Raw genomic sequence first — 25,804 nt, forward strand, 5'->3', positions numbered from 1 at the left:
GCGGGGGGGCAGGGCAGGGGAGGTGGAGGGCATGGCAGGTCAGGGAGCGCGCGAGCGCTTCGGGGGCCGCGTCGCCGTCTTCCCACGGGGCGCCTTGGCGGCGGGCTTGGGCGGCTTCGCCTCCAACCTGGCGAAGGCGCGCAGCGCATCCCTGCCAATCCAGCGAGTGGTGGCGCCTTCGCTGGCCGCAAGCCCGGTGGCCAGCGCGCGCGCCGCAATGCGCACCGCGGGACCGCGCCTGCTCCCAGCGGCGCGCAGGGCCCGGTTCACGCCCTTCTTGACGAAGTCGCGGGCGTCGATGTCACCCCGAGGGCCCTTGGAGGATGTCGTCGTTGGCATGTGGTGCGACGATAGCGCGCCGGACCTTCGCCGGAAGGTGCCGGAGGGGCGGGCATGGGGGCGGCCCCTGGCTCGCGGCGCCGTGGGAGGCCTCTGCATTTCGCGGGAAGCATGCCCACGCTCCGGAAGAACCCTATCGGGGCGTGCGCACCCCGCCCGCGAGGAGCCGCCATGAAGACATCCATTCCGTCGCAGATGAAGGCCGCCGCCATCGACCGCTTCGGTGGGCCGGAGGTGCTAGGCATGAAGACGGTGGCCGTCCCACCCGTGGGCCCGGGGGAGGTGCTCATCCAGGTGGAGACCGCGGGCGTCGGCAGCTGGGACGCCGCGGAGCGCGAGGGTGAGATGGAGTCGCTCAAGCCCAGCAAGTCGTCCTTCCCCTACGTGCTGGGGACGGATGGGGCCGGGACCATCGTGGCGGTGGGCGAGGGCGTCAAAATCCGTCAAGTGGGCGACCGGGTGTACGGCTCCGGCTTCCTCAACGACAAGGGCGGGTTCTTCGCCGAGTACGCGGTGGTGAAGGCCGAAAACACGGCGCTCGTACCCAAGGGCTTGAGCGCGGAACAGGCGGGCGTCCTGGCGGCGGACGGCATCACCGCGCTGCAAGGCGTGCAGGACGCGCTGAACGCTCGACAGGGCATGACGCTGCTGGTGTACGGCGCGAGCGGCGGCGTGGGCCATCTGGCGGTGCAGCTCGCCCGCCGTCTGGGGGCGCGGGTCCTGGCGGTGGCTTCGGGGCAGGACGGCGTGGCGTTGGTGAAGCGCCTGGGCGCGGAGAAGGTGGTGGACGGGCGAGGTGGTGAGGACGTGGCGAAGGCGATTCGCGACTTCGCGCCGGACGGGCTCGACGCGGCGCTGGTGCTCGCGGGCGGCGAGGGCCGGGAGCCGGCGCTGCAAGCCGTGAAGAAGGGAGGCCACATCGCCTACCCGCATGGCGTCGAGCCGGAGCCACGGGCCCCCGAAGGCGTCAAGCTGACGGCCTACAATGGCGAGTCGAACGCCGAGGTCCTCACGCGCCTCAACCGGCTCATTGAAGCAGCGCCCTTCCATGTCGAAGTCTTCCAGGTGTACCGGCTGGACGAGGCGGGCCGCGCGCTCGAAGCCGCCAGCAAGCACCACCTGGGCAAGCTGGCCCTGCGCATTCACTGAGATGCCGCGCGCTACACCCAGGGCGCGTGTGTGGGACTCGCGGGGACGCACGAGGACGGCCGGGCATTCAGCGCTGGATGCCCGGCGTCACGCATCGGGAGGTCAGCGGCCGTGAGGTGGGCTCAGCCCGCCAGCGCCTGGGTGATGTCGACCCCCTCGTTGATGGGCGGGACGTCGACCGCCTTCCGCTTCGCGGCGACGGCGAAGTCCAGCGACTTCAGGTCCACCGACTGCACGGCGAGGCTGTCGTAGAAGCGGATGTTCAGGACCCGGTTCGTCAGGTCCTTGGCGACGACCCACTGGGTGTAGTCGCGCTTCTCATGTTCGGGCTTGTCCGCGTGCTTGCGGCTGGTCCCCAGCGGGATGTCCACCGTGTTGAGCAGGTGGAACGCGAGGAGGCGGGCCTCGCTCGCGTTGGTGGGCTGCAGCGCGGCCTGGCGGAGGTAGGTGACGCGGACGAAGCGCGAGGGCGGCGTCGAGTCGCCCGGCAGTCCGAGCATGCCGCTGCCGCAGCCATGGGGCTCGAACGTGGCGGAGCCGAGCGTCACCTTGTCGATGTCATACGCCGTCAGCTGCGCGTAGTTCTTGAGGTTCTCCAACTGCTCGGGGAAGGTCGGGTGGTTGGTCAGGACACCCACGGGATTGTCCTTGCCCGTGTAGAGGTTCATCTCCCCGCCGATGAACTCCACGACCAGGCTGTTGCCCTTCGCATCGTGGACGGGGAAGTGCAGCGGCGCGAGCTTCGACAGCCAGTCGCTGTGCCAGATCTGGACCTGCTTGCGCACGAGGACGTCATGCAGCTCGTCCACGGTGGCGAAGTTCCCCAGCGCCCAGCTCACGAAGAGCTCCGGCGCCAGGGCCTTGGACGCGTCGGTGGCGGAAGGGAACTGGGAGCCGGGCATCCAGAGCGCGCCAGCAGACAGGCCTTCCGTGTTCATTCCATCGGCGATGACGGTGAGGCCGTGGAGATTGGCGGTGACGCCCACGTAGCCGTACTTCGAGGTCCAGGTGAGGCCCTTCGGGTTCACCATGGACGCGGGAGAGTGGAACGTCTCTCCGGTCGCATGGACCCTCAGCCTGGCGTGAAGGTCGACGCCAAACTCCATGCTGCGGCCAACAACGGCACTCGAATCTTTCGCGACGAGGAGGAAGTTCGTACACATGCGGCGAGCTCCGTGGAGAGGTGTCAGCGTTGGGCTGGGCCAAAGCACTCCGCGTGCCATGTGCTGCTATCGGAGTGCCCCAGTGCTTTCCGCCCTTTGGCGTGCGGCGCCGCGCATGGGCGTGTCCGTTGACGCGTTTCGCGGGGCGCGTGACGTGTCAATGCGCGAACGGCGTCAGCGCCAGCCTCAAGGCCGGGGGTGGGCTGGACGTCACGCTGCCGTGGAGCCGGGCGGAGGGGACCGCCCGAGGTTAGAATCCGCGAATGAACTCCAGCCCATCCAGCCGGCCGCCCGTCGTCGTGGCGGAGCTGGGGCCCACGAACACAGGGAAGACGCACCGAGCCATCGAGCGGATGCTCGAGCACGGCTCGGGCATCATGGGGTTGCCGCTCCGCCTGCTCGCCCGTGAGGTCTACGACCGGGTGACTGCTCGGGTGGGCGAGGGCCGCGTGGCGCTGATGACGGGGGAGGAGAAGCGCGTGCCCCCGCGCCCCGACTACTGGATTTGCACCGTCGAGGCGATGCCGACGGACAGGCCCGTCGACTTCCTCGCGGTGGATGAAATCCAGCTCGCCGCTCACCGCGAGCGCGGGCACGTCTTCACGGATCGGCTGCTCCACGCCAGGGGACGCAAGGAGACCTGGTTCCTGGGCGCGGACACGATGCGGCCCATGGTCCAGACGCTCATCCCCCATGCGTCGGTGAAGCGCGCCACCCGTCTGTCGCAGCTTCGGTATTCCGGGCATCGCTCCTTGAAGAGCCTCCCGCCCCGGTCGGCGGTGGTCGCGTTCTCCGCGGACCGCGTCTATGAGCTGGCCGAGTCGCTCCGGCGCCTCCGGGGCGGCGTGGCCGTGGTGCTGGGCGCGCTGTCTCCCCGGACGCGCAACGCCCAGGTGGCGATGTACCAGTCCGGCGAGGTGCAGTACCTGGTGGCCACGGATGCCATTGGCATGGGGCTGAACCTGGACCTCGACCACGTGGCCTTCGCCGCGCTGTCCAAGTTCGACGGCGCCGACCAGCGCGAGCTCTACCCGGACGAGCTGGCGCAGATCGCGGGCCGCGCCGGACGCCACTTGAACGACGGGAGCTTCGGCACGCTGAACACGCTGTCAGAGCTGTCGCCGCGGGTGGTCTCCGCCATCGAGACGCACCGCTTCCCGGCGGTCCGGAGCCTCATCTGGCGCAATGCCGCGCTCGACTTCTCGAGCCCGGAGGCCCTGCTGGATTCACTGGCGCGCGCGCCGGGCCACACGGCCTTCATCCGGGTGGAGCGCGCGGATGACTTCGATGCGCTCAAGGACCTCTCGCGCGTCCCAGCCATCCAGGCCGTGGCCACCGGGCCCGCCATGGTGGAGCTGCTGTGGCAGGTCTGCCAGATACCCGACTTCCGCAAGGGGCTCTTTGGCCAGCATGTCGCGTTGCTGCGTGAGACCTTCCTGCAGCTCACCGCGGGGGACGGGAAGCTGGACGCCGTCTGGCTGAACAGGCAGGTGGCGCCGCTCGACGACGTGTCCGGAGACCTCCACACGCTGATGGACCGGCTGGCGGCCATCCGCATCTGGACGTACATCAGCCAGCGGCCGGGGTGGTTGCACGAGGCGGAGCACTGGCAGGAGCGGACGCGCGGCATCGAGGATGCGCTGGGGGACGCGCTCCATGAGCGGCTCGTCGAGCGCTTCGTGCAGCGTGCCGCGAGGCGCAGCACGCGGCGCTTCGTGAAGGCCACCGCGCGGCCTCCGTCCGGCTCGGCCAGCCCCTTCGCCAGGCTGGGGCAGCTGCTGGAGGCGCTGCCGGGCGCCGAGGGCTTCGCGATGACGGAGGAGCAGTTCGTCCAGCGGGTGGTGGACGCGGGCCATGACGCCTTCCAGGTGGATGCGACGGGCGCCATCTCCTTCGAAGGCGAGCCCCTGGCGCGCCTCGTTCGCGGGACGGACCGTCGCGCCCCTTTGCTGGCGCTGGCGGAGCCGGAGGTCTGGACGGGCGGCGCGCGGCAGCGGCTGGAGCGGCGTCTGCTGGCGCTGGCGCGGGACCTCGTCACCGAGGCCATGGGCGGTTTTCCCGCCGAGTCCTTCTCCGGAGCGGGGCGCAACGCGGCGGCGCGTGGGCTCGCGTATCGCCTGTCCGAGGGCCTGGGCGTGATTGCGCGGGGCGAGGCGCATGAGCAGTGGCGACTGTTGGATGAGGAGGCCCGCGCGCGCTTGGCGGAGCAAGGCGTCCGCGAGGGACACCGCTTCGTCCATGTCGCGGAGGCCCTCACCCCGCATGCGCTGGAGCGGCGCTGCATGCTGACGTCGTTGTTCCTCCAGCGGCCAGGTCCCACCGGGGTGCCACGAGAGCCCGTGCTTCAGCGCTCCGAGCTGGACCGCCGGGAAGCACGGGACTACGGGTACGAGGTGCTCGGGAGCGTGGCGCTGCGCATCGACATCGTCGAGCGGCTGTGCGAGGCCCTGCGCCACCCGCACGGGGGCCGGCAGGTGCAGGCGCTCATGCAGGAGCTCCGCCTGGAGGGGGGAGTCCGGGCGCGGGTGCTGCGCGAGCTGGGAGGCGCCACTGGAAACCCTCCGCCGCGGCGCCGCCGCCGACGACGTGGCGGCACCGCGCCCGCGGCTGGCAAGCGCGGCGCGCATCGGAAGGCGCCGGAGCTTCGAGACGGCCCCTCGGAGTCATGAGGGGCTGGCCCTCACGGGCACCCTACGCGTCGATATGGCGGCGCTCAGTCCGCTTCGTACCCATGCGGCTTCTTTCGCTGCGAGGGCATGAACGTCAGGGTGGCCGCACCGGTGCCGCGTCCAGCCGGCACGAAGACGTCAATGAAGTTCCCCGTCTTCCCGCTGAAGCGGAACACCGAGGCCGGGAGGAAGTCCGGGATGTACAGGTTGCCATCGGGACCGAACTCCATGTCCACGTAGTCAACCAGTCCAGCGCTCCCCGGTTCGGCGAAGACGTCGATGAAGGCACCCGTCCTGGCGTTGAAGCGCAGGACGTCCTCTCCGGGCGTGGTGCCAACGTAGAGCTTGTGGTCCTTTCCAATGGAAATCGTCACCGACTCGATGTCTGGGATGAAGATGGCACCGGGCTGTCCGGCCGCGGGGAAGGGCGCGCCATTCTCGTCGTAGCGCACCACGTTGTTGCCGAGGATGCTGACGACGAACAGGTTCCCCTTCTTGTCGAACGCCATCTTCTGGGGAACGAACAATCCGCCGCCCGAGGCGAACACGTCGATGAAGGCGCCCGTCGTCCCGTCGTAGCGCAGCACGCTGTTGGTGCCGCCAAAGCTGTCGGCGACATACAGGTTGCCATCCGGACCGAAGATGAGGCCTCCGGGGAAGCCCAGCCCGCCGCTGCCCTCGGGCACGAAGACGTCGATGAAGGCGCCCGTCTTCCCGTTGAAGCGCAGCACCTCCCTGCTGGTGAAGCTGGCGATGTAGAGGTTGCCGTCAGGGCCGTAGAGGAGCTCCTGCGGATTGTCGAGCCCGCCGGCGCCAGGCGGGATGAAGACGCCCACGAAGTCGCCCGTCTTCCCGTCGTAGCGCAGCACGCTGCTGTCCACGTTGTTGCTGACCAGCAGGTCGCCCACCTTCTTCCGGACCTTCACTTTCACCGAGTCCAGGCCCCACCGTTTCTTGGCCTCGCCTCGAGGCGAGTCCGCGAAGCGGAGCGTCAGCCGGTCTCCGGTGTGCCGGAAGGTGAAGGACAGGGGATGGATGGCGTACCCACGGTTGCCGTGGCGTGCGTCGAGCGGCGCGTCGTCATTGGCGAAGGTGGCATCCACCAGGACGGGACCGTCGTCCACGCTCGCGACCCAGCGGTCCGGCCCCTTCGTCGGGGGGCTGCCGTTCCATGACTTGAAGACGAAAAGCTCCAACTGGACCTCGACCTCGTCATGGTCCGGCAGGCCGGCCAGGCTGAGCGTGACCTCCTGCTCGCTGAAGGGCCCCAGGAACTTCCGCTCTCCCTTCCTCGTCCGGGACACGGTGCGGTGGCTCCACTCGGGGCCCGCGCCTTTCCCGAAGTTCTCTGAATAGACCTTCTTCTCCGCGTCCTTCCACTGCGCTTCGACGTGCTCCTGTTCGACAGCCTCCAACGCCGCCTGCTCGTCGGGTCCGCCCATGCACCCAACCCACCACCACGCCGCGAGTGCCGCACAACCCAGCCGCCAACCCTTCATGAGCTTCCTCCCCTTTGACGCGAGGCCAGGGTGAGGACACGGCGGAGGGGCTGCCATTGACTGGGAGGGCTCCACGCATCCGTGCGCAGGACGCTTCAATGCCCGGCAAGCCGGAGCCGGTGTCCCGGGAGGCGCCGCTTCATGCGTGGGGTAGGCCAGGCAGGGGCTCGGGCCCCGGGCCTACCCGCTGCGTCCGCTGAAGTCGGAGGCGAGCGTGTCCCGCCGCACGCGACAACGGCTTGCCGCCGGGACATGGCGCGGTAGAGGCGTTGCTCAGTCGTCGAGCGTGCCCGTCTGGAGCGCGGTGCGGGCCGTGCCCGCCATGTTCTCCGCCAGCGTCTGCACCGAGCCCGACACCTTCTGCGTCTCCTCGACGGTGCGCAGCGTGTGCTGCATCTGCGCGGACAGTTCCTGGATGGCCAGGGCAATCTGGGAGGTGCCCGCGTCCTGCTGCGCTACCGCGGCGGAGATCTGCCGAACGCTGGTGCCGGTGTCGTCGATGATGGCCGTGAGCCGCTGGAGTTGGGCGCCGGAGACGCGCACCGCGTCCAGGCTCGCCTTCACGCGCTGCTCTCCCTGTTCACTCATCTTCGCGGTCTCCCGCATGCTCAGGCTCACGCCGTCGAGCACCTCGCGGATGCGGTGGGTCGCCAGGATGGACTGGTCGGCGAGGCTGCGGACCTCGCGCGACACGACGCCAAAGCCCCGGCCGTGCTCCCCGCTGCGCGCGGCCTCGATGGCGGCGTTGATGGCCAGCATGTTGGATTGGTCCGCCAGACCCTTCACGGTGTCCACGATGCTGGAGATTTCACGGGTGCGCGTGTCCAGCGCGAGGATGCTGCTCGCCATCTCGGAGACCTCCTGGCGGATGGCTTCCAGGTTGGTCAACGTGCGGGTGATGGCCGCGCCGCCGTCGCGCCCCGCCTCCTCGGCGGTTTCAATGGAGCCCGCGAGCAGCCGCGCCTTGTCCGCCGTCACCAGGGAGCCCTGCCGGATTTCCTGGACCGTCTGCTCCACCTCCCGGAGCGCCGCGGCCTGCCGGCTGACACCCACCGTCTGCAGCTCGCTGGACGTGCGCAGCTGTTGCGCCACCGTGGCCAGCTCACCGGCGCCGCTCCCCATGTCCTGGGCGAGCCGCTTCACCTCATGACGGCGCTCCTCGAGTTGACGCGTGTGCGATTCGAGCGCGCGCACCATCAACGCCGAGCGGCGGACGACGATGCCCACCAGCGAAAGCGTGAGCGCCACGAAGCCCCAGTGCATGAGCGAGTCCGTGGACTCCACCAGGCCGAACACCGGCAGCGTGGTGTGGAGGACGACAGCGAAGAACACGGCCAGTCCCATGGAGAAGATGCGCGCGTCGGGGTTGCCTCGCCACGCAGAGATACCCGCGACGATGACGCACCCGAGCAGGCAGGGGACCGAATAGACGACGAAGAGGCCAAGGTACCGCTGCGCCAGACCCAGGTCGGCCATCACGATGATGACCTGAATGGCGGCCGGCACACAGGTGGCCCATGCGCTCCAACGGAACCAGCGCATCCGGTTCTCCAGGACGCTGTCGGAGATGAACCAGGCGAGCGCGGGCAGGATGCAGTACGAGCCCACCAACGTGAGCTGGCTCCCCTGCAGATAGGCACCCCAGAGCGCGGGAATCAGGCCGCTCGTGCCCAGCAGCATGGCCGCCGAGCCGCCCGCGAAGAGCGTGAGCGGCAGGAGCATTTGCGCCTGGCGGCGCACCAGGGCACCCACGGCGGCGGCACCGGCGATGATGAACAGCAGCACGCCCATGACGAAGGGCGCCAGGCCCGTGCGCGTCACCGTCGCGAGCAGTTGATGGTGCGCCCCCACCCGGGCCGCGCCTCCCACGCCGATGAGCGGGCCGCTGCTCTGGATGCGCAGCAGCAGGCGCGTGCCCTCCACCGTGGGTGGCAGGGGAATGAGCCGCCACGCGAGGTTGTCTGTCTGCTCCGTGCCCGAGGGATTCAGCCGCCCGCTCGTGTAGACGCGCTGGCCGTTGGCGTAGACCTCGAAGGCATTGGCCACCGTGCCCAGATAGAGCGCGGGTTCCAGCCACCGCTCCTGGGGAATGGGGATGCTCAGCCAGAGGAAGTTGCGCGCTCCCCGGCCCGGCGGCTCGCGGAGGGCCGCCACGGGCTGCCACGCCTGCTCATCCCCTGACTCCAGGGCCCAGGCTGGCACTTCGGCGGGGCCCGGCGGGGAGTCTCCCCAGCGGTATCGCCAGCCCTCATTCAGGTCGACGCTGGGCCGCCCGGTGTCCGCCCACGCGGAGGTGGAGAGTATCAGGAGGAACGGCAGCACCCAGCACCACGACGCACGTCGTGAAAACAGGCGTGCGACGGCAGGTGAGACAGGTGAAACACCGGAGGATACGTGAAGCGCCGGCGCGTGAGTCGGAATGCGGAGGTGACGCATGGATGCGTCCATCCTCGGGTGCGGGGGACGCTCCTGTAAAATGGGTCTGCTTCACCCCGCTCGGCCGCTCGACCTCTGTCCGTATATGTTTCATCGACGGTCGGTGATTCCTGGGTGCTGAATTTCCAGGATTATATGTTTCACGGGCTTCGTCGCCAAGGCTCAGCGCGCGCCGCGCTTGACGCGGTCCACCGACCATTCGACGAGCTTCCGGGCCTGACGGTGAAGGGCCGTCTGTTTGAGGGCGCCGTTGAGCTTGTCGGCGAGCTGGTGCCGCAGGGGCGGGGTGGCGATGTGCGCTTCCAGCTCCCGGACGCGCTGTTCCAGCGCGTGGACGCGTTGCGCCTGGGCTGCGTGTGAGGTCTCGTTGACGAGGTGTCGCACCGGAGGCGGCGGAGGCCGGCGGGCGATGAGGCCGGCGTTGTCACCCTTGCGCAGGACGAAGTTGAGCGTGTTCCGGGTGAACGCCAGGGGGACGCGCGCGCCGCTCTTCTCCACGTACAAACGCAGCAGCTCTTCGTCGAGTGTGACGGGGAACATGTCGAGCACCTCCGGCTCGAAGCCCGTCCCCACCAGCACGGGGTCGATGTCCCCCAGCGCCAGCTCGAGTTCATGGTGGCTGACGCCCAGGCCCCATCGGGTCAACAGCATGGGGGCGTCTTCGGCGGACACCTGCGCCATGGCCTCGCGGAAGTTCTCACGAGGGGAGCGCGAGGCGTACGGCCACCCGAGCTCCGGCGGCAGGAAGTGGAAGAACGGCATGAGGGACGTGTGCGCGTCGAAGTACACGAGCCGGTTGGGCGTATCCACGACGACGAGCAGGCCCCCTGGCCGCAGCAGGTCCCATCCGGTGCGGAGCGTCTCCAGTCGCTCGGCGGGCGTCTGATGTTCGAGCACCGCGTACAGCACGAAGACGTCAGCGCCGTTGGGGTTCTCCTTCTTCAGGGTCTCCAGCAGCCGCGCGGGCTCCACGACGCTCATGGCGACGTTGCGCAAACCCAGGGCCTTCATGCGGCTTTCGGCCGCGCGCACGGAGGGCGCGTGGATGTCGTACCCCGTGACATGGCGGGCGACCTGGGCGAAGGCCGCGGTGCTGGAGCCCGTGCCGCAGCCCAGCTCGACGATGTCCGCCTTGCCCAGCTGCGCGTACCTCGCGAGCCAGGGCAGCACGTGGTCAACGCATCGGTTGTACCGGCCATCCACGTGGTCCGCGATGTCCGATTGCCCCGCCGACGTCTGGAGAAAGCCTTGGTCGAAGTCCGCGAAGTAGGATTGCAGCAGGGCCTCCTTCACACCCGCCAGGAGCGTGGGGTCCTCCATCCTGTAAGCCTCGAAGCCCGTTGCCATGCCGCATTCTCCTCGCGATTGGGGTGGAGCGAACTTTGCGGGCACGGAAGGTACCAACCGAGGCCGCTCCGGGCGAGCGAGGGCGCGAGGGAATGGTGGCTTAATGGCGAAGCGGCGCGCCGCTGCTGGGGCGGATGTTCTGGTTCACGCGGAAAAGGTTGTCCGGGTCGTAGCGGTCCTTCACCTCCACCAGCCTTGCGTAGTTGTCCTGGTACGTCGCCTGGACGCGCTCCTGGCCCTCGTCCATGAGGAAGTTCACGTAGGCGCCGCCCGCGGAGTAGGGATGCAGGGCTTCCCAGTAGTCCTTCGTCCAGGAGGTGATGTCCCCGGCCTTGGCGGGAGAGGGGTCCACTCCGACGATGACCTCCGCCCACCGCGCGTCCCGGAAGCTGAAGGCGGTGTCGCCTGGAGCCACCCGGTGCGCCGCTCCGTCGATGGGATACAGGTGCATGGTGGAGTGCATCGTGGGCAGGCGGTGGGCGAACGCCACGTGCCGGGAGATGGCTTCGTCCCCCAGCTCCCGCACGAAGTCCGCGCGCCAGTACCACTGGAGGCCCGGTGGATAGAGCGCATCGAACATGCTCTGCAGCGCGGGGTAGGGCAGGGTCTGCACGCCGTCGAGCGCGGGGCCCATGGCGCGCACGGGCTTGAAGAGCGCATCGGCTTGGGCCGGGTCTCCGGTGTAGCACCACACCACCGCGCACATCTTCTGCAAGTGCAGGTGGGGCGGGAAGGGCGCCGCGGGCGGGACGACCATGAAGGCGAAGAAGCCGGTGAGTGTCTCGGGCGCGGTGGAGATGAACTCGCGGTACCACCGCATCACCTCCTCGGCGCGCTCCAGGGGCCAGAGCGTCGGGCCTCCCAGGAGGGTGTCCACCGGGTGGGCCTGGAAGAGGAAGGACGTGACGACGCCGAAGTTGCCGCCGCCGCCGCGCACGGCCCAGAACAGGTCGGGGTGCTGCTCGGCGCTCGCGGTGACGAAGCGCCCGTCCGCCAGCACCATGTCCACGGCGAGCAGGCTGTCGATGGTGAGGCCGTAGCGGCGCGTGAGGTGGCCCAGGCCGCCACCCAGGGTGAGGCCACCCACGCCCGTGGTGGAGATGATTCCCGAGGGGACGGCGAGCCCGAAGGCGTGCGTGGCATGGTCCACATCGCCCCAGACGCTTCCTCCCGCCACGCGCACGGTGCCCGATTCGGGGGCGACCCGGACGCCGCGCATGAGCGACAGGTCGACGACGAGCCCCCCGTCGCAGGTGCCCAGGCCGGCACCGTTGTGTCCACCCCCACGGACCGCGAGCATGAGGCCCTGCTCGCGCGCGAACTCCACCGCCGCGAGGACGTCCGCCACGTCGGCGCACCGGGCAATCAGCGCCGGCCGCTTGTGAATCATGGCGTTGTAGACGCGGCAGTGCTCCTCGTAGTCCGTGTCCTCGGGGCGCACGAGCCGGCCGCGCAAGCGGGCCCGTAGCTGCTCGACTCGGCCCGGGGGCAGCCCGGGCGGCCGTCCTTCGCCTGTGCGCGCAGGCTCGCTTCGAGGGTCCAGGGGCATGGCTTTCTCCTCCGTGGGGCCGTGATGGGAGAGGCCCCCTACCGCCAAGCTAGGGACGCCTGGCGCGCGCGGAGGGGCGCTCACGGCAGGTGGGCGGGAAGGGGCGCCCAGGCACGCGTTGGCGGATGGGCGCGGACGTGGCGCTTGGCAGGCTCGATAGGGGAGAGGGGGCTGACAATGCGCAGTGTCGGTTCCGCCACGGCCTCATGCGCTGGGCGAAGGGGATTGTGCCGGGGCCGCGTCCCGGGTGATGACTCCGGAATGCGCCTGCGTTCGTGGTGGTGGGTCCTGGTCCTGCTCACGGTGTCCTGCGCGGGGCGGCGGTCCTCGCCGGAGGCCGCGGTGGTGCGAGACGGGCGGTCAGAGCTCTTCCGGGCGCGCGGCGACGCGGCCATCGAGACGAAGCAATGGGCCCTGGCGGCGGGCTCCTTCGCGGCCGCGAGACACACGGAGGACTCACCCATGGCGCGCTGGGGGCAGGTATGGGCGGAGCAGCGCGCCTCGCCGCTCGAATGGGCGAAGCAGTTCGAGGGTTCGGTGCTGGCGTTGGCCTTCTCACCAGACGGCAGGCTGCTGGCGTCGGGAGGGTATGACTCGGTCGTGCGCGTCTGGGACGTGGAGGCCGGAGCGCAGGTGGCGGAGCTGAAGGGCCACGACGCCGAGCTCCATGCCCTCGCGTTCTCGCCGGATGGTCGCTGGCTGGCCGCCGCTGGCAGGCCCGGCACGCTCTGGCTCTGGGACTGGAAGCAGGGCCGCAGGGTGGCCTTGCTGTCAGGGCACACGGAGGTCGTGCGGGGCCTGGCCTTCTCCCCGGAGGGTGAGTGGCTGGCGAGCGGTGGCCTGGACCAGACGGTTCGTGTCTGGCGTCTCCGTGACGGCGCGGAGGTGCTCCGGTTCATGCATGACGACATCGTCATCGCGGTGGCCTTCTCCCCCGACGGAGCGCGGCTCGTGTCGTCGAGCATGGACCGGACCGCGCGGGTGTGGGACCTGCCGGCGCGGCGCGAGCTGCACCGGCTGACGGGACACGGGGACATGGTGGCGTCCTGCGCGTTCTCCGCGGATGGCGAGCGGGTGATGACCGCGTCCGCGGACCAGGCCATTCGTTTCTGGGATGCCCGGACCGGCGCGCTGCTCGACGTGCAGCGCAACCCGGGGACGCTTTCGGCCGTGGCCATCGCTGCCGGTTTCCAGCAGCTCGTGCAGGCGGGCTGGGAGGGACGCGTGCAGCGTGTGGACGTGCGCGGCGGTGGCGAGGTCCTGGAGCGATTGGATGCGCACCGGACCTTCGTGATGGCCGTGGCCCTGTCACCGGACGGACGCACGTTCGCTTCTGGTGGCATGGACGGCGTCCTCAAGGTCTGGTCACGGCCCGAGCGACCTCCGGACGTCCTGCTGCGGGAGCTGCCCGCCTGGCCTGAGGTGCTGGCCCCCGTGGGACCAGATGCCTTCGTGTCGGGTGGGGAGGACGGCCTGCGGAGCTGGTCGGTGTCGTCCAGCGGCGAACTCCACTCCCGCTTGGAGACACCTGACGCGGTGGGGGCCGTGGCCGTGAGCGCGGACCGGCGGTTGCTCGCGGTGGGAACGTTGAAGGGGGAGGTGCGTGTGCGAGACGTCCGGTCCGGGAGCCAGGTGATGGTGCTTCCCGCCGCGCGTGAGTCCATCCGGGCGTTGGCCTTCAGCCCGGACGGCGCGCTGCTCGCGGCCGGGGTGGCGCAGGACGTCGTGCTTTGGGCAGTCCCCTCCGCGACCCAGGTGGCCCGGCTGACAGGGCACACCGGGAAGCCGTGGGCATTGGCGTTCGATGCCACGGGGCAAAGGCTGGCTTCCGGCTCAGCGGACCACACGGTGCGGGTCTGGGAGGTGGCGCGGGGCGCGGTGTTGCGCGTCCTGGAGGCGGGCGACCGGGTCCGCGCCGTCGCGTTCCTCGCGTCCGGGGCGCTGCTGACCGCGGGGATGCGTCAGCCCATCCGGCTTTGGAATCCAGAGGACGGCCGCGTGCTGACATCGATGGATGCGCGCACGGTGGGCGTCTTGTCGCTCGCGATGGCGCCTCAGGGGGCGTTCATGGCGTCCGGTGGAATGGGGGGCGAGGTGAAGGTCTGGCGGCTGCCTGACGGGGCCCTCATGGGAGAGGCACCCGGGCAGCAGGGGTTCGTCTCCGCCGTGGCCTTCTCTTCCGACGGGGCGTGGCTGGCGGCGGCGGCCTCCGACCGGACGTTCCACCTGCTGCGCTTCGAGGACTTCGCACACCCGCCGCCCGTGGAGCTGGACCTGGCGCGGGTGCTGCGGCGCCATGGAATGTCCTGGGATGACTCGCGGCGCGTGTTCACCCTCCACTGACGCGGCGGGGCGTCTGGATTTGGCGCTCCCGCCGCTGAAGCGTCATGGAATGGCTACCACTTCTCGATGGAGGTGACAGACAGCGGGTAGAAGGGGCCCACGAAGTTGCCGTCCGACGTGCACGGGCGCTCCGTGATGTCCAGCAGGCTGGCGGCGTAGTAACCCCAGGTGGAGCCGTTGCCCTTCTCGTAGAACTCGTGGCCGTTGGGGAGCACGACCTTCCAGACGAAGTCGAAGTGCTCGTACCACTTGGGCGACGTGCGGTTGGAGATGATGCTCGTCACCGTGGTGCTCCACGTGTACGGCGCGGACGCGGAGACTTCGAGGGTCTGCGTGTTCTCCCAGTCGAACGGGACGAAGCTGTCGAGGCCCCCCCAGCCGTGGATGAGATAGACAGAGGTGCCCCAGGGCAGGGAGTAGTTCCGGTAGTTCAGCTCGAGCTGGGCCTCGTAGGAGCTGGCATAGACACAGGCGTGGAGCACCGCGCGGCCCTGGACCCACGTCTCACCGGCGAGCGCGGTCGAGGACATGAAGAACACAAGCAGGGCGAACACTTTTCGCGAGAAAAAGGTCATGGTGGTTACTCGGGTTTGGGTGTGAATCCGGCGACCCCGGCTTCTAGCATGCTGGCAGGCCTGGACACACATCATGCGCACCGCGCCTCAATGTCACGGGAGGGCGTGGGGGCTCAGCGAGGAGCGGGTCAAAGCCACCGGCGGGTGTGCCGCGCATAGCGCTGGTAGGCCTCGCCGAAGCGGGCCCGCATCATCTCCTCCTCGAACGCGATGTACCAGCGGTCGGAGATGACGAGATAGGCCAGCGCGCACAGCACCGGCGCGAGTGAGCCCAGGAAGACGGCGAGGCCCGTCAGCGCCAGGCAGAAGCCCAGGTACATGGGGTTTCGCGTGAAGCGGAACAGCCCATCCGTGACCAGGTAGTCGGGCTTGCTGAAGGTGTAGATGTTGGTGCGTGCGCGCGCGAACTGGGCCCGCGCGGCGATGGCGACGCCAAGGCCCAGGACGACCAGCGGCAGGCCCAGCCATTGGAGTGCTGAGGGCACCAGCGCGGGGCCGGGAAGAAAGCTGTCGAAGGCGGCCATCAAAGCGGCCAGGATGAGCGCGAGACGCGGAGGAAGGAGTCTTTGCATGCCTCGCAATGTAGAAACCGCGGTTGCCGCTCGAAACTCGCGTTCTCGCCAGCCCGCAAAGGGTCCCGAGTCTCCTCGGAAGGAGCCTCGACAAGGACGCTCCAAGCACATGGTCGACGTCATCCTGGAGGCGGCGGCTCGCGTTTTCGACCAGCATGGCTATGAGGGCGCCACGACCAACCGGGTCGCGGAGCGTGCCGGCATCAGCGTGGGGTCCGTCTATCAATATTTCCCAAACAAGAACGCCCTCCTGACGGCCTTGCATGAGCGGCACCATCTGCAGATGCAGGCTGTCGTGGACCGTGCCCTGGCGGCGGCGCATGGCGGGACGCTGCGGGAGGTCATCGAGGGCGTCGTGACGGCTGCGCTGGCCGTTCACCGGGCAGAGCCCCGGCTCCAGCGCATCCTCCACGTGGAGTACCCCTTCTTCGAGCGACCGGCTGACGTCAGCCAATCGGCCAGACGCCTGTTCGAGCGCACCAGGGCCGTGTTGGAGGCGCATCGCGAGCAGGTCGGCCGTGATGACCTGGACCTCGCCACGCACATGGTGCTGCGGATGGTCGAAGCGCTCGTGCACTCGGCGGTGCTTGATCCGCCGGTCGCGGCCGAGGGCGCGCTCGAAGCGGCCATCACCGAGGCGGTGGAGGGCTACCTCCTGCTCCGGCGTTGAGTCGCGCCCACATTGTTTGAGCCCAAAGGGCTAGACGTGTTCCGCCTGACCTGTTAACGACTGGCCGCACTGTTCCCTGGGTGGACTGTCTCGCGCGCCAGCGTCCTCGCTGTGTGTGGCCGGGAGAGGACCGCCCCTTGTGCCAAGTCTGGCGCTCAGGACGAGTGAGGCCCGTTCCGGTCCGCTCGCGCCTGTCGTCCATTGCCAGGAGTCGCGGTTGTCCACCCGTCTTACTCGTTTCTCGCATGCGCTTTTCCTGTCCGGATTGACCTGCCTGCTCGCGCCCGCCGCACGCGCCGAGGAGGAGGTGGTGGAAGACCCGGACATGCTCAAGGTCGGTGGTGCGCTGCGCCTCAATGCCTTCTTGAAGACGTGGTCTGGAGAAGAAGACAACCGCAACCGCGGTGGCGACGTGGCCTTCGATACCTTCCGGCTCAACGTCGACGCCAGGCTTTCCAAGGTCTTGCTGTCCGCCGAGTACCGCCTCTATTCGGGATACTCCATGCTCCACCACGGCTGGGTGGGCTATGAGTTCACGAAGGAGACGCAGCTCCAGTTGGGCGTGCACCGGGTGCCCTTCGGCGCGCTGCCGTACGCCTCGCACAGCTGGTTCTTCTCCCTGCCCTACTACATGGGTATGGAGGACGACTACGACATGGGCCTGAAGCTGGTCCACACAAGTGGGCCGTGGGACCTCCAGTTCGCCTTCTACAAGGGCGACGAAGGCAACTTCACCGGCCGGAGCACGGACAGCGCGCGCTACTCCTACGACGTGGTGCAGGTGAACAGCGCCAACCCGGGCGAGGCTTACCTGGGCGTGGACAGCGCGAACCACGAGAGCAACAAGGTCAACGCGCGCGCGGCGTATACCTTTCAGCACGGGGACCTGGGCCGCACGGAGGTGGGCGTCTCCGCGCAGACCGCGCAGATCTACAACAGCGTCACTCGGCGCAATGGTCTGAACTGGGCCGGCGCGGTGCACCTGGACGGCTACTACGGCCCGTTCAACCTGCGCATGGAGGTCCTCAGTTACGGCTACGACTTGAAGAACCCGGAGGGCCACGACGACTCCATCGTGACGATGGGTGCCTATGACGCGCCCTACAAGATGGCCACCCGGGGCACCGTCTACGTGGCGGGCCTTGCTTACGACGTGCCGGTGGCGTGGGGGCCCGTCACGAAGCTGACCTTCTACGAGAGCTTCAGCCTCTTCGACAAGGCCAACGCCGAGTTCGAGACGTCGATGCAGAACGTGCTCGGCATGCTCGTCACCGCGGGGCCCGTCTACACCTACGTGGACGTGGCCAGCGGGAAGAACCAGCCCTGGCTGGGGCCTGCTTATGGCAACGCGCTCGCGGAGGGCGACCCGAACGCCTCGTGGGACACGCGCTTCAACATCAACGTCGGCTACTACTTCTGAGCGGCCCCATGGAGAAGATTGAAGTCCGCGGTCTGCGGAAGATCTACGGCGGGAACCCGGAGCGGGCCATTGCCCTGCTGGAGAAGGGGCAGAGCAAGCAGCAGATCCTGGAGGAGACGGGCTGCACCGTCGCCATCCAGGAGGCTTCGTTCGAGGTGAAGGCCGGCGAGATCTTCGTCATCATGGGCCTGTCCGGCAGCGGCAAGTCCACGGTGCTCCGCTGCCTCAACCGCCTCATCGAGCCCTCCGCCGGCAGCGTGCACGTGGACGGCGTGGACGTCACCCGGGCGGACAAGGCGGGCCTGCTGGACGTCCGGCGCCGGAAGATGGCCATGGTGTTCCAGAACTTCGGCCTGCTGCCTCACCGCAGCGTCATCCGGAACGTGGAGTACGGGCTGGAGATGCAGGGCCTGGAGCGGCGGGAGTCGCGGCCCAAGGCGATGCAGGCACTGGAGCTGGTGGGCCTGAAGGGCTACGAGGAGAAGCTGCCTCGCGAGCTCAGCGGCGGCATGCAGCAGCGCGTGGGCCTGGCGCGGGCCATCGCCACCGACGCGGAAATCCTGCTCATGGACGAGGCCTTCAGCGCGTTGGACCCGCTCATCCGCCGGCAGATGCAGGACGAGCTGCTCGAGCTCCAGTCCCGGATGAACAAGACCATCGTGTTCATCACCCATGACCTGGATGAGGCGCTGAAGCTGGGTGGGCGCATCGTCATCATGAAGGACGGGTGCATCGCGCAGCTCGGCACTCCGGAGGAGATCCTCACGAGCCCCGCGGACGACTACGTGCGCGCCTTCGTGGAGCACGTGGACCGCACCAAGGTCCTCACCGCGCGGGCCATCATGCGGCGGCCGGAGTCGGTGGTGCACCCCAAGGACGGGCCGGCCCTGGCCGTCAAGCGGATGCGCGAATCGGGCACCTCCACGCTCTTCGTGACCAACCAGGCCCGCAAGCTGGTGGGCGTGGTGCGCATTGAAGACGCGCTGCGGCTCCTGGCGGAGAACAAGCACAGCCTGGACGGCGCGCTCGTCACCGACCTGCCCACCACGTCACCGGACACGCCGCTGGCGAAGCTGGTGGCGGTGGCGGCCACCACGCAGATTCCCATCGCCGTCGTCGCCGAGGACCAGTCGTTCCTGGGCATCGTGAGCCGCGCCACGCTGCTGGCCAGCATCGCAGGGGAGCAGCGCTGACATGAGCACACTCAAAATCGGCCAAGGCTTCGAGGAGCTGATTGACTGGCTGGGCACGCGCGGCGCGCCGGTGTTCGACGCCATCCGCGCGGTGCTCACGGCCTGCATCAACGGCTTGGAGAGCGCGCTGCTCTTGCCGCCCAGCTACGCCATCATCGCGGTGTTGATGGTGCTCGCCTGGCGCCTGTCCGGCCTGGGCACGGCCGTCTTCACGGCGTTGGGCATGCTGCTCATCCAGGACATGGGCCTGTGGAAGGCCACCATGGAGACGCTGGCGCTGGTCCTCAGCTCGGCGATGGTGGCGCTGGTGCTGGGAATCCCCCTGGGCATCTGGGCCGCGTACAGCCGCGTCGTGGAGCGGGTGCTGCGGCCCGCCCTGGACCTGATGCAGACGATGCCCGCCTTCGTCTACCTCATCCCCGCGGTGCTCTTCTTCCGCCTGGGGAAGGTGCCCGGCGTGGTGGCCACCGTCATCTTCGCCATGCCGCCCGCGGTGCGCCTCACCAACCTGGGCATCCGGCAGGTGCCCGCCGAGGTCGTGGAGGCCGCCATCGCGTTCGGCGCGACGCCGCGCCAGACGCTGCTCAACGTCCAGCTCCCCATCGCCGTCCCCACGCTGCTGGCGGGAGTGAACCAGACCATCATGCTGTCGCTGTCCATGGTGGTCATCTCCGCCATGATTGGCGCGGGGGGACTGGGCGAGCAGGTCCTGAAGGGCATCACCCAGCTCCGCATCGGACTGGGCTTCGAGAGCGGCATCGCGGTGGTCATCCTGGCCATCGTGTTGGACCGCCTGACTCACGCGCTGGGCAAGCCCCGGACGCGCTCATCATGAAGGAGACCCGTCCCATGCAGACTTCCTCTCTCTCCCGCCTGCCCCTGCTGCTCACGGCCGTGGCGGGGCTGCTCGTCGCCCCCGGATGCAAGGAGGAGAACAAGGCGCCCGCCGCCAGTGACACCCAGGCGCCCGCCCCCGCGAAGAAGCCCGTGGTCCGGCTGGTGTACGTGAACTGGGCTGAATGCGTGGCCATGACGAACCTGGTCCAGGCCATCCTGGAGGACCGCATGGGCTACGAGGTGACGACCACCATGGCGGACGTCGCCCCGGTGTTCGCCTCGCTCGCCAACGGCGACGCGGACATCTTCCTGGATAGCTGGCTGCCCCTCACCCACCAGAGCTACATGGAGCGCTTCAAGGGCAAGGTGGTGGACCTGAGCACCACCTACGAGGGCGCCCAGATTGGCCTGGTCGTCCCGGCGGACCTGGACATCACCAGCATCGAGCAGCTCAACGGCAAGGCGAAGGACTTCAACCAGTCCATCGTGGGCATCGACTCCGGCGCGGGCATCATGACGACGACGGAGAAGGCCATCGCGGAGTACAAGCTGGACCTGAAGCTGGTGCCCTCCAGCGGCCCGGCGATGACCGCGGAGCTCAAGGACGCCATCGCCAAGAAGCGCCCCGTGGTCGTCACGGGTTGGAAGCCGCACTGGAAGTTCGCGCGCTGGGACCTGAAGTTCCTGGAGGACCCGAAGGGCGTCTACGGCGCCAAGGAGTCCATCCACACGCTCACCCGCGTGGGCCTGGAGCAGGACCTGCCCGAGGTCGCGACGCTGCTGCGCAACTTCAAGCTGAATGACCAGCAGCTCGGCAGCCTGATGGGCGCCGTCGCCGAAGCAGAGAACACGCCGGAGAAGGCCGTCCGGGAGTGGGTGAAGAAGAACCAGGCGCTCGTGGACGGCTGGATTCCCAAGTCCTGAGCGTGAAGCGAGGCGCTCCGGGGGCGCTCAGCTCCCGGACGCCGCGCCCGGGTGTCCGCGCTTGCGCGCCGCGGACTCCAGCTCCATGAGCGCGTGGAGGCCCGTCCGAAGCCGCTGGTAGATGTCCCGCTCGGTGACGCCCAGCCGGACGGCATTGGAGACGTCATGGATGCCTTCATGCGCTTCGGAGTGTTCGCCGTGCAGGCCCCGCACCGCGAGCCCCAGGCGGGCGCACCGCGCGCGGAAGTCCGGCCGCCGTGACAGGCGGGGCAGGCGGATGAGGACGGAGGCGCGCATGGCGGTGCCCAGGTTGGTGGGGCACGCCGTGAGGAAGCCCAGCCGTGAGTCCCGCGCGAAGTCGAGCTGCCCGTCGAGCTGCTCGAGCGCTGTCTGGAGCCGCAGGAAGGTCTGCGCCAGCCCCGCGCCGGGCTGCATGCTGATGATGCGCAGGGCGTCTTCCTCCCCGACCCAGACGATGAAGCGCAGGTCCGCGGAGTGGAAGATGCCGCGGTTGCGTGGCCAGTCGCGGTTGACGCCCGCGCTGTCCAGGAAGCGGTCCGACTGCTGGAACAGGACGTGGTGGTGCACCAGCTCCCGCCGCTCCGCCTCGGAGAGGCGGGCCAGCGGGTAGTAGTCGCCCGCGAGGCTGCCCTTCAGGCCGGAGAGGACCTGGACGACCTCTGCTTCCAGCGCGGCCCTGTCCCTGGCGCCAATGGCTGGAGGAAAGGCGTACCGGGCCAGGTTCCGTCCGACGCGGACCCGCGTGGAGAGGATGAACTCGCCCGTGGGGTCCAGGTCGTCCTGGGGCAGCCCGTCGAGTGAGAAGTCACTCGTGTGTCCGCTCAGGTCATGGCCACAGTGGTCCCGGATGATGGGATGCAGCAGCGGGGAGAAGAGCGCGTAGGACTCGCTGTCACCCGCGTAGACCCCCATCTGGGAGTCCTCGTGGTCCAGGCCACTCTGGATGGCCTTCCGGAGCGTCCAGCCGTTGCCTGTCGTCAGCATGTCGAGCCGGGACTTCAGCTCGGGGGTGAGGTGCTTGTGGAGCAGCATCGCTCCGCGGCTTGAGCACGACACATGCCACGGCGGTTGCTGCTCACATGGATGTGATTTCCGATGTTTGGCAATGGCGGCGCCGCGTGACACGCGACGCTGACACGTCAGCCGGAGAGATGACACGTCAGCGTCAGCGCGCCGGACACCAGGGCGGTGCCGGCCCCTGGGGCCGCTTGGATGGGTTCAGCCCCTCGCCGGAAGGGCTGCTTCCAGTGAGGGGCGTTCGCCGCGGGCTACCGGGCCGGGGGTTGTTGCAGCCGGGGCGGCAGGTGGGGGCCAAACTCGACGGTGTCTGCCTCCGGGAGCGGCACCGGGGCGTGCTTCAGTGATGGGACGCCTGCCCAGCGCCGCACGATGTCCTGGGCCTGGACCCGCAGGGTGGTGGGGAGCTGGTTGATGGCGCTTCCGTGGTTGCCGCCCGGAACGGTGAACACGAAGGAGTCCTGGGCGTTGCCGAGCGGGAACGCCGCCGCCGTCCACGGGTCCAGGTCGCCATAGATGAACATCACCCGCTGGCCATGCGCCACGAGCCAGGCCTCGATGTCCTGCATGGCCTGGGGCCGGAGCACGGCGGGCACGCCGGGCGTCGAGTACACCGGCGCGATGTTGGTGCCGGGGTACTGGATGAGGTCGCCCAGGTGCGCCTCGTAGGGCTTGGGCCAGCCCAGCTCCAGGCTCGCCTGGTAGTAGTAGGGGTAATACGGGGTGATGCCGGAGCTGCCGTTGTCGGAGAACGTGGCGAGGCCCACCGCCCAGTCAATCATCTCCAGCAGGTGCTCACTCGACGCCGTGCCATCCGGGAACGCGTCGCAGTACTGGGGGACGGAGTACTGCCAGAAGGCGAAGTAAGTCTCGATGACGGCGTGCTCCAGGGCCCGCTCGAAGCCGAGCTGGTTGTAGGTGAGGCCCCGGTTCGCGGCGTAGGTACGGAGCAGCGTCACCAACTCCTCGCGGCGGTTCAGCGCGGCGCGCTGGAAGGTGTGGAGTTGCTCGCGGCACCACGCCAGCTCCGGGCCGCCCACGGTGGCCTGGAAGTCGGGGAAGCGCGCATCTTCGCCGAGCACGAGCGGCGCCACATAGGCCACCGTCGCGTCCACGTCCTCGGGGTGGAACCGGCGGTAGAACACCATGGTCTCTCCGCCCTTGCTGACGCCCGTGGACACCCAGGACGCGGAATAGATTGGCTTGAGGGCCTGGGCGACCCGGTGGAAGTCGTCCGCCGACTGCTTGATGGTGAGCTGGCTCCAATCCGCGGGCTCCGGACGGCTGGGCAGGAAGAAGCGGTGCTCGATGGAGAGCTGGTTGGCGGCCAGCAACGTCGTCAGCTCGCGGCGGCCCGCGCTCAGGGAGACGTAGTAGCCGCTCGTGTAGAAGACCACGGGCGCGGTGACGGAGCGGTGCAGCAGGACCAACCGCTGCTTGAAGCGCTGGCACTCGGGGCGTGCGTGGTCAGCGGGCTGGTCGTACTCCATGACGAAGAAGCGGTGACCCGCGGGGACCGTGACGCCGTTGGGGTTCTCCGCGACGGTGAGGCCGGGAATGGCCCGCAGCCGGTCCAGGATGTCCGCGGTCGGGTCCTGGACGACGGTCGGGTCGCCCGGGTTCGAGACACCGCCATCCGGTGGCCCGAACGGGCACTCCGGTGGCTCCGTGCCTCCGTCACCGCTGCCCCCGTCCGTCGGGTCCGAGCCCCCGTCCTCCTCACCCGTGCCCGCGTCGTCCGGCTCGGTGCCGGCATCATCGGTGCCCGCGTCGTCCGGCTCCGTGCCGGCATCGTCTGTGCCCGCGTCGTCTGGCTCGGTGCCAGCATCGTCGGTGCCCGCGTCGTCTGGCTCGGTGCCCGCGTCGTCTGGCTCGGTGCCCGCGTCGTCCGGCTCCGTGCCGGCATCGTCGGTGCCTGCGTCATCGGTGCCCGCGTCGTCCGGCTCCGTGCCGGCATCGTCGGTGCCTGCGTCGTCCGGGGAAGGCCCCGCGTCGTCCCTGCCAGCATCGGGCGTCTGGATGCCTGCGTCCTGGCTGGGCTCGGGCGTGTCGTCGCCACAGGCCGTCTGGGTCAGGGCCAGCAGCAGCGGGACTAGAAGCAGGATGGAGTGGGACGACCTTCTTGAACTGAGCATGAACCCCTCTGTCGATGGACGCGGTGCCGTGGCTGCAATTGCCGCGAGACACTAGCGCATCGGTCTGCCGTCGCCGTATCTCGTCATGGTGCGGGCGCCAGCTCCCGCGTTTCGCTGGAGATTTCCAGGCGAAGCGTTGTCTGCCTTCTCGCTCGCAGAGGCGCTTGCTTCACGCCGGGCGCGCTCGCGGCGTTGAGGTTCGGATTTTCTTGGGAGGGATTACTCCCGCCTGAGCAGGACCGTGGCGGTGCCGGCGATGGCTTCGCGTGGCTTGCCCAGGGCGAGCCCTCGGAGCACCTTGTTGATGCACCGCGCGAGCGGGATGGGCTGGGGCGGTTGCATGCGTGCCCCGAGGACGACGCCATCGGGGGAGTAGACCAGGGCGTAGGTGTCCTGACGGCACGCGGCGTCCTCGCCGTTTCGCGCGTAGCAGCTGTCGAGCGCGGGCATGCGCCCTTCGATGGACTCGGCGACCCAGCCGTCACTGTATCCGCGGGGCGCGGCGGCGCCGTTCACCGTCAGGCGGGGCAACTCGACGACCTGGAGGCGGGCGAGCTCCTCCGCGGGCGTCATCCCGGAGGCCGTCAGAACGAGCCCTCCCGTCGCGGCGAGGCCCACCGCCAGCGCGCTGGTGACCATGAGGATGGTCTGCAGGCGGGAGCGCGGGTGCGGCGGGGGGACGTGTTCCCCCGCGACGAAGGCGTGCTGCGGTCCGGGCGTGTGCGGTGTGGCGACGTGTTCCGCCGCGACAGGCGTTGGGGGCACCGGTGCTGGGTTCGCGGGCTCCGGGGGGGCGGCGCGAATCCAAGGCTCGAGCGCCTGGGCCAGCTCATGGGAGTCCGCGTAGCGCGCGGCCGGGTCCTTCTGCAGCGTGCGCTCCACCACCTGGGAGAAGCCATCCGGCACGTCCGTGCGCACGCCGCTGAGCGGGGCGGGCACATTGTGGAGCACGGCGGAGAGCAGGGCCACGTTGTCCGCCACGTCGATGGGCCGCTGTCCAGTCACCATGTGATACAGGCAGGCGCCCAGCGAGTAGATGTCCGCGCGTCCGTCGACAGGGCGGCAGCGGATCTGCTCCGGGGCCATGTACGACGGCGTGCCAACCCAGGCGCCGGACTCCGTGCCCAGCGCGGTGGCGTCGTCTTCATGCATGAGCCGCGCGACGCCGAAGTCCAGCAGCTTCACCTGGAGGGCCTCGGTCCCCGTGTCGACCAGGAAGATGTTGTCGGGCTTGATGTCGCGGTGGATGACGCCGGCCTGATGCGCCGCCACCAGCGCGGTCGCCACCTGGTGGGCAATGGCCGCCGCGCGTTCCATGGGCAGGGGGCCTTCCTTCTTCATCAGCGACTTCAGCGTCTGGCCCTGCAGCAGCTCCATCACCAGGAAGGGTGGCTCATCCGGGGCGTCGTGGAAGTCCATCACCTCGACGATGTTCGGGTGATTCAAGCCCGCGGTGGCCTGGGCCTCGCGGCGGAATCGCGCATGCACGGCCGGCTCGCCAAGGAGGTGCTGCCGGAGCACCTTGACGGCCACGGTGCGGCCTCCGTTGAGTTGCTCCGCCTCGTAGACGGTGCCCATCCCCCCCACGCCAATCCGCCGGAGCACTCGATACTGCTGCCCCAGCACTGTTTCGACCAAGGATGAGCGACTCATGCCGCAACGTGTATACCCGAGCCTGATGAAGAACGTTGGCGTCGATCCTCCCGATGACGGATGCAGCCGCTGTTGAATTCGCGGAAGGCCCTTCGCTCAGGGACCTGCCGGGATTGTAATTGTTTCAGGAGTTTCGCGGAGCTGTTTCACCCGGGGTCATGGTGACCTCTCCCAGGTGGGACGGACCCCATCAAGCCAGGGACGCAGCCTCTTCCCGACGACCTCCGTCGTCAGGACCTGGGGCGCGCGCCGGAAGAGGACGTAGGGCGCGTCGTCGGCTTGCATCCACCGAG

At 69.0% G+C, this 25,804-nt stretch carries 19 protein-coding genes; 8 read left to right on the plus strand and 11 right to left on the minus strand.

Annotation, left to right across the window (positions count from 1 at the left end; translation table 11 throughout):
* Positions 1-39 precede the first annotated feature (39 nt).
* The gene (locus HV826_RS05370) at positions 40-339 is read right to left on the minus strand and encodes a hypothetical protein (RefSeq protein WP_176415925.1); all 300 of its coding nucleotides are present in this window, start codon (positions 337-339) and stop codon (positions 40-42) included.
* A 171-nt stretch (positions 340-510) separates the two neighbouring features.
* On the opposite strand from HV826_RS05370, the gene HV826_RS05375 reads away from it, so the two are divergent.
* Complete coding sequence (locus tag HV826_RS05375) at positions 511-1,488, plus strand: NADP-dependent oxidoreductase (RefSeq protein ID WP_176415926.1); 978 nt, start codon at positions 511-513, stop codon at positions 1,486-1,488.
* 122 nt (positions 1,489-1,610) lie between these two features.
* Here the strand turns inward: HV826_RS05375 and HV826_RS05380 are convergent, their stop codons facing one another.
* Positions 1,611-2,651, minus strand: coding sequence for a linear amide C-N hydrolase (locus HV826_RS05380; RefSeq protein ID WP_176415927.1), 1,041 nt, complete (start codon positions 2,649-2,651; stop codon positions 1,611-1,613).
* A gap of 263 nt (positions 2,652-2,914) precedes the next feature.
* Between HV826_RS05380 and HV826_RS05385 the strand changes: the two genes are divergently transcribed.
* Entirely contained in the window at positions 2,915-5,320 is a 2,406-nt protein-coding gene (locus tag HV826_RS05385) for a helicase-related protein (protein ID WP_176415928.1), read from the plus strand.
* A 44-nt stretch (positions 5,321-5,364) separates the two neighbouring features.
* Here the strand turns inward: HV826_RS05385 and HV826_RS05390 are convergent, their stop codons facing one another.
* The 4 genes from HV826_RS05390 to HV826_RS05405 form a co-directional block, all read right to left on the minus strand.
* Positions 5,365-6,762, minus strand: a complete 1,398-nt coding sequence (locus tag HV826_RS05390) for a hypothetical protein (RefSeq protein ID WP_255217050.1) — start codon at positions 6,760-6,762, stop codon at positions 5,365-5,367.
* 330 nt (positions 6,763-7,092) lie between these two features.
* Complete coding sequence (locus HV826_RS05395) at positions 7,093-9,267, minus strand: methyl-accepting chemotaxis protein (protein ID WP_176415930.1); 2,175 nt, start codon at positions 9,265-9,267, stop codon at positions 7,093-7,095.
* A 150-nt stretch (positions 9,268-9,417) separates the two neighbouring features.
* Positions 9,418-10,602, minus strand: a complete 1,185-nt coding sequence (locus HV826_RS05400; RefSeq protein ID WP_176415931.1) for a bifunctional 2-polyprenyl-6-hydroxyphenol methylase/3-demethylubiquinol 3-O-methyltransferase UbiG — start codon at positions 10,600-10,602, stop codon at positions 9,418-9,420.
* Positions 10,603-10,702: 100 nt separating this feature from the next.
* The gene (locus HV826_RS05405; protein WP_176415932.1) at positions 10,703-12,151 is read right to left on the minus strand and encodes an FAD-binding oxidoreductase; all 1,449 of its coding nucleotides are present in this window, start codon (positions 12,149-12,151) and stop codon (positions 10,703-10,705) included.
* A 261-nt stretch (positions 12,152-12,412) separates the two neighbouring features.
* Here HV826_RS05405 and HV826_RS05410 point away from each other — a divergent pair, with 261 nt between their 5' ends.
* The gene (locus HV826_RS05410; protein WP_255217051.1) at positions 12,413-14,494 is read left to right on the plus strand and encodes a WD40 repeat domain-containing protein; all 2,082 of its coding nucleotides are present in this window, start codon (positions 12,413-12,415) and stop codon (positions 14,492-14,494) included.
* A gap of 53 nt (positions 14,495-14,547) precedes the next feature.
* Here the strand turns inward: HV826_RS05410 and HV826_RS05415 are convergent, their stop codons facing one another.
* Both HV826_RS05415 and HV826_RS05420 read right to left on the minus strand, forming a co-directional pair.
* Complete coding sequence (locus HV826_RS05415; RefSeq protein WP_176415934.1) at positions 14,548-15,024, minus strand: hypothetical protein; 477 nt, start codon at positions 15,022-15,024, stop codon at positions 14,548-14,550.
* 173 nt (positions 15,025-15,197) lie between these two features.
* Positions 15,198-15,641 carry an isoprenylcysteine carboxylmethyltransferase family protein gene (locus HV826_RS05420; protein ID WP_176415935.1) on the minus strand — a complete coding sequence of 148 codons (444 nt, stop codon included), beginning with the start codon at positions 15,639-15,641 and terminating at the stop codon, positions 15,198-15,200.
* Between the two features lie 109 nt (positions 15,642-15,750).
* Between HV826_RS05420 and HV826_RS05425 the strand changes: the two genes are divergently transcribed.
* From HV826_RS05425 to HV826_RS05445, 5 genes are all read left to right on the plus strand, one after another.
* Positions 15,751-16,311: a TetR/AcrR family transcriptional regulator gene (locus tag HV826_RS05425; RefSeq protein ID WP_217918509.1), complete on the plus strand. Its 561-nt coding sequence runs from the start codon at positions 15,751-15,753 to the stop codon at positions 16,309-16,311.
* 325 nt (positions 16,312-16,636) lie between these two features.
* Entirely contained in the window at positions 16,637-17,731 is a 1,095-nt protein-coding gene (locus HV826_RS05430; protein ID WP_176416031.1) for a hypothetical protein, read from the plus strand.
* Positions 17,732-17,739: 8 nt separating this feature from the next.
* Positions 17,740-18,924: a glycine betaine/L-proline ABC transporter ATP-binding protein gene (locus HV826_RS05435; RefSeq protein WP_176415937.1), complete on the plus strand. Its 1,185-nt coding sequence runs from the start codon at positions 17,740-17,742 to the stop codon at positions 18,922-18,924.
* Position 18,925: 1 nt separating this feature from the next.
* Positions 18,926-19,759 carry a proline/glycine betaine ABC transporter permease gene (locus HV826_RS05440; protein WP_176415938.1) on the plus strand — a complete coding sequence of 278 codons (834 nt, stop codon included), beginning with the start codon at positions 18,926-18,928 and terminating at the stop codon, positions 19,757-19,759.
* Positions 19,760-19,773: 14 nt separating this feature from the next.
* On the plus strand, positions 19,774-20,685 hold the full coding sequence (locus HV826_RS05445) for a glycine betaine ABC transporter substrate-binding protein (RefSeq protein ID WP_255208039.1): 912 nt from the start codon (positions 19,774-19,776) through the stop codon (positions 20,683-20,685).
* A gap of 27 nt (positions 20,686-20,712) precedes the next feature.
* Here HV826_RS05445 and HV826_RS05450 read toward each other — a convergent pair whose 3' ends face one another.
* The 3 genes from HV826_RS05450 to HV826_RS05460 all read right to left on the minus strand — a co-directional run bounded on the left by HV826_RS05450 (position 20,713) and on the right by HV826_RS05460 (position 25,511).
* Entirely contained in the window at positions 20,713-21,738 is a 1,026-nt protein-coding gene (locus tag HV826_RS05450) for a phosphagen kinase (RefSeq protein WP_176415940.1), read from the minus strand.
* Between the two features lie 236 nt (positions 21,739-21,974).
* Entirely contained in the window at positions 21,975-23,858 is a 1,884-nt protein-coding gene (locus HV826_RS05455; protein WP_176415941.1) for a S28 family serine protease, read from the minus strand.
* Between the two features lie 219 nt (positions 23,859-24,077).
* Positions 24,078-25,511, minus strand: coding sequence for a serine/threonine-protein kinase (locus tag HV826_RS05460; protein ID WP_176415942.1), 1,434 nt, complete (start codon positions 25,509-25,511; stop codon positions 24,078-24,080).
* Positions 25,512-25,804 lie beyond the last annotated feature (293 nt).

The sequence above is a fragment of the Myxococcus sp. AM010 genome (genome assembly GCF_013372585.1).
In the GTDB taxonomy this organism is placed as follows: domain Bacteria; phylum Myxococcota; class Myxococcia; order Myxococcales; family Myxococcaceae; genus Myxococcus; species Myxococcus vastator.

Excerpts from the sequence above, each read along its gene's own strand:
- HV826_RS05450 (WP_176415940.1), bottom strand. The coding sequence starts at position 21,738 with ATGCTGCTCCACAAGCACCTCACCCCCGAGCTGAAGTCCCGGCTCGAC.
- HV826_RS05390 (WP_255217050.1), bottom strand. The coding sequence starts at position 6,762 with ATGGGCGGACCCGACGAGCAGGCGGCGTTGGAGGCTGTCGAACAGGAG.
- HV826_RS05425 (WP_217918509.1), top strand. The coding sequence starts at position 15,751 with ATGGTCGACGTCATCCTGGAGGCGGCGGCTCGCGTTTTCGACCAGCAT.
- HV826_RS05400 (WP_176415931.1), bottom strand. The coding sequence starts at position 10,602 with ATGGCAACGGGCTTCGAGGCTTACAGGATGGAGGACCCCACGCTCCTG.
- HV826_RS05410 (WP_255217051.1), top strand. The coding sequence starts at position 12,413 with ATGCGCCTGCGTTCGTGGTGGTGGGTCCTGGTCCTGCTCACGGTGTCC.
- HV826_RS05420 (WP_176415935.1), bottom strand. The coding sequence starts at position 15,641 with ATGCAAAGACTCCTTCCTCCGCGTCTCGCGCTCATCCTGGCCGCTTTG.
- HV826_RS05435 (WP_176415937.1), top strand. The coding sequence starts at position 17,740 with ATGGAGAAGATTGAAGTCCGCGGTCTGCGGAAGATCTACGGCGGGAAC.
- HV826_RS05445 (WP_255208039.1), top strand. The coding sequence starts at position 19,774 with ATGCAGACTTCCTCTCTCTCCCGCCTGCCCCTGCTGCTCACGGCCGTG.
- HV826_RS05440 (WP_176415938.1), top strand. The coding sequence starts at position 18,926 with ATGAGCACACTCAAAATCGGCCAAGGCTTCGAGGAGCTGATTGACTGG.
- HV826_RS05395 (WP_176415930.1), bottom strand. The coding sequence starts at position 9,267 with ATGGACGCATCCATGCGTCACCTCCGCATTCCGACTCACGCGCCGGCG.
- HV826_RS05385 (WP_176415928.1), top strand. The coding sequence starts at position 2,915 with ATGAACTCCAGCCCATCCAGCCGGCCGCCCGTCGTCGTGGCGGAGCTG.
- HV826_RS05370 (WP_176415925.1), bottom strand. The coding sequence starts at position 339 with ATGCCAACGACGACATCCTCCAAGGGCCCTCGGGGTGACATCGACGCC.
- HV826_RS05455 (WP_176415941.1), bottom strand. The coding sequence starts at position 23,858 with ATGCTCAGTTCAAGAAGGTCGTCCCACTCCATCCTGCTTCTAGTCCCG.
- HV826_RS05375 (WP_176415926.1), top strand. The coding sequence starts at position 511 with ATGAAGACATCCATTCCGTCGCAGATGAAGGCCGCCGCCATCGACCGC.
- HV826_RS05405 (WP_176415932.1), bottom strand. The coding sequence starts at position 12,151 with ATGCCCCTGGACCCTCGAAGCGAGCCTGCGCGCACAGGCGAAGGACGG.
- HV826_RS05415 (WP_176415934.1), bottom strand. The coding sequence starts at position 15,024 with ATGTCCTCGACCGCGCTCGCCGGTGAGACGTGGGTCCAGGGCCGCGCG.
- HV826_RS05380 (WP_176415927.1), bottom strand. The coding sequence starts at position 2,651 with ATGTGTACGAACTTCCTCCTCGTCGCGAAAGATTCGAGTGCCGTTGTT.
- HV826_RS05460 (WP_176415942.1), bottom strand. The coding sequence starts at position 25,511 with ATGAGTCGCTCATCCTTGGTCGAAACAGTGCTGGGGCAGCAGTATCGA.
- HV826_RS05430 (WP_176416031.1), top strand. The coding sequence starts at position 16,637 with ATGCTCAAGGTCGGTGGTGCGCTGCGCCTCAATGCCTTCTTGAAGACG.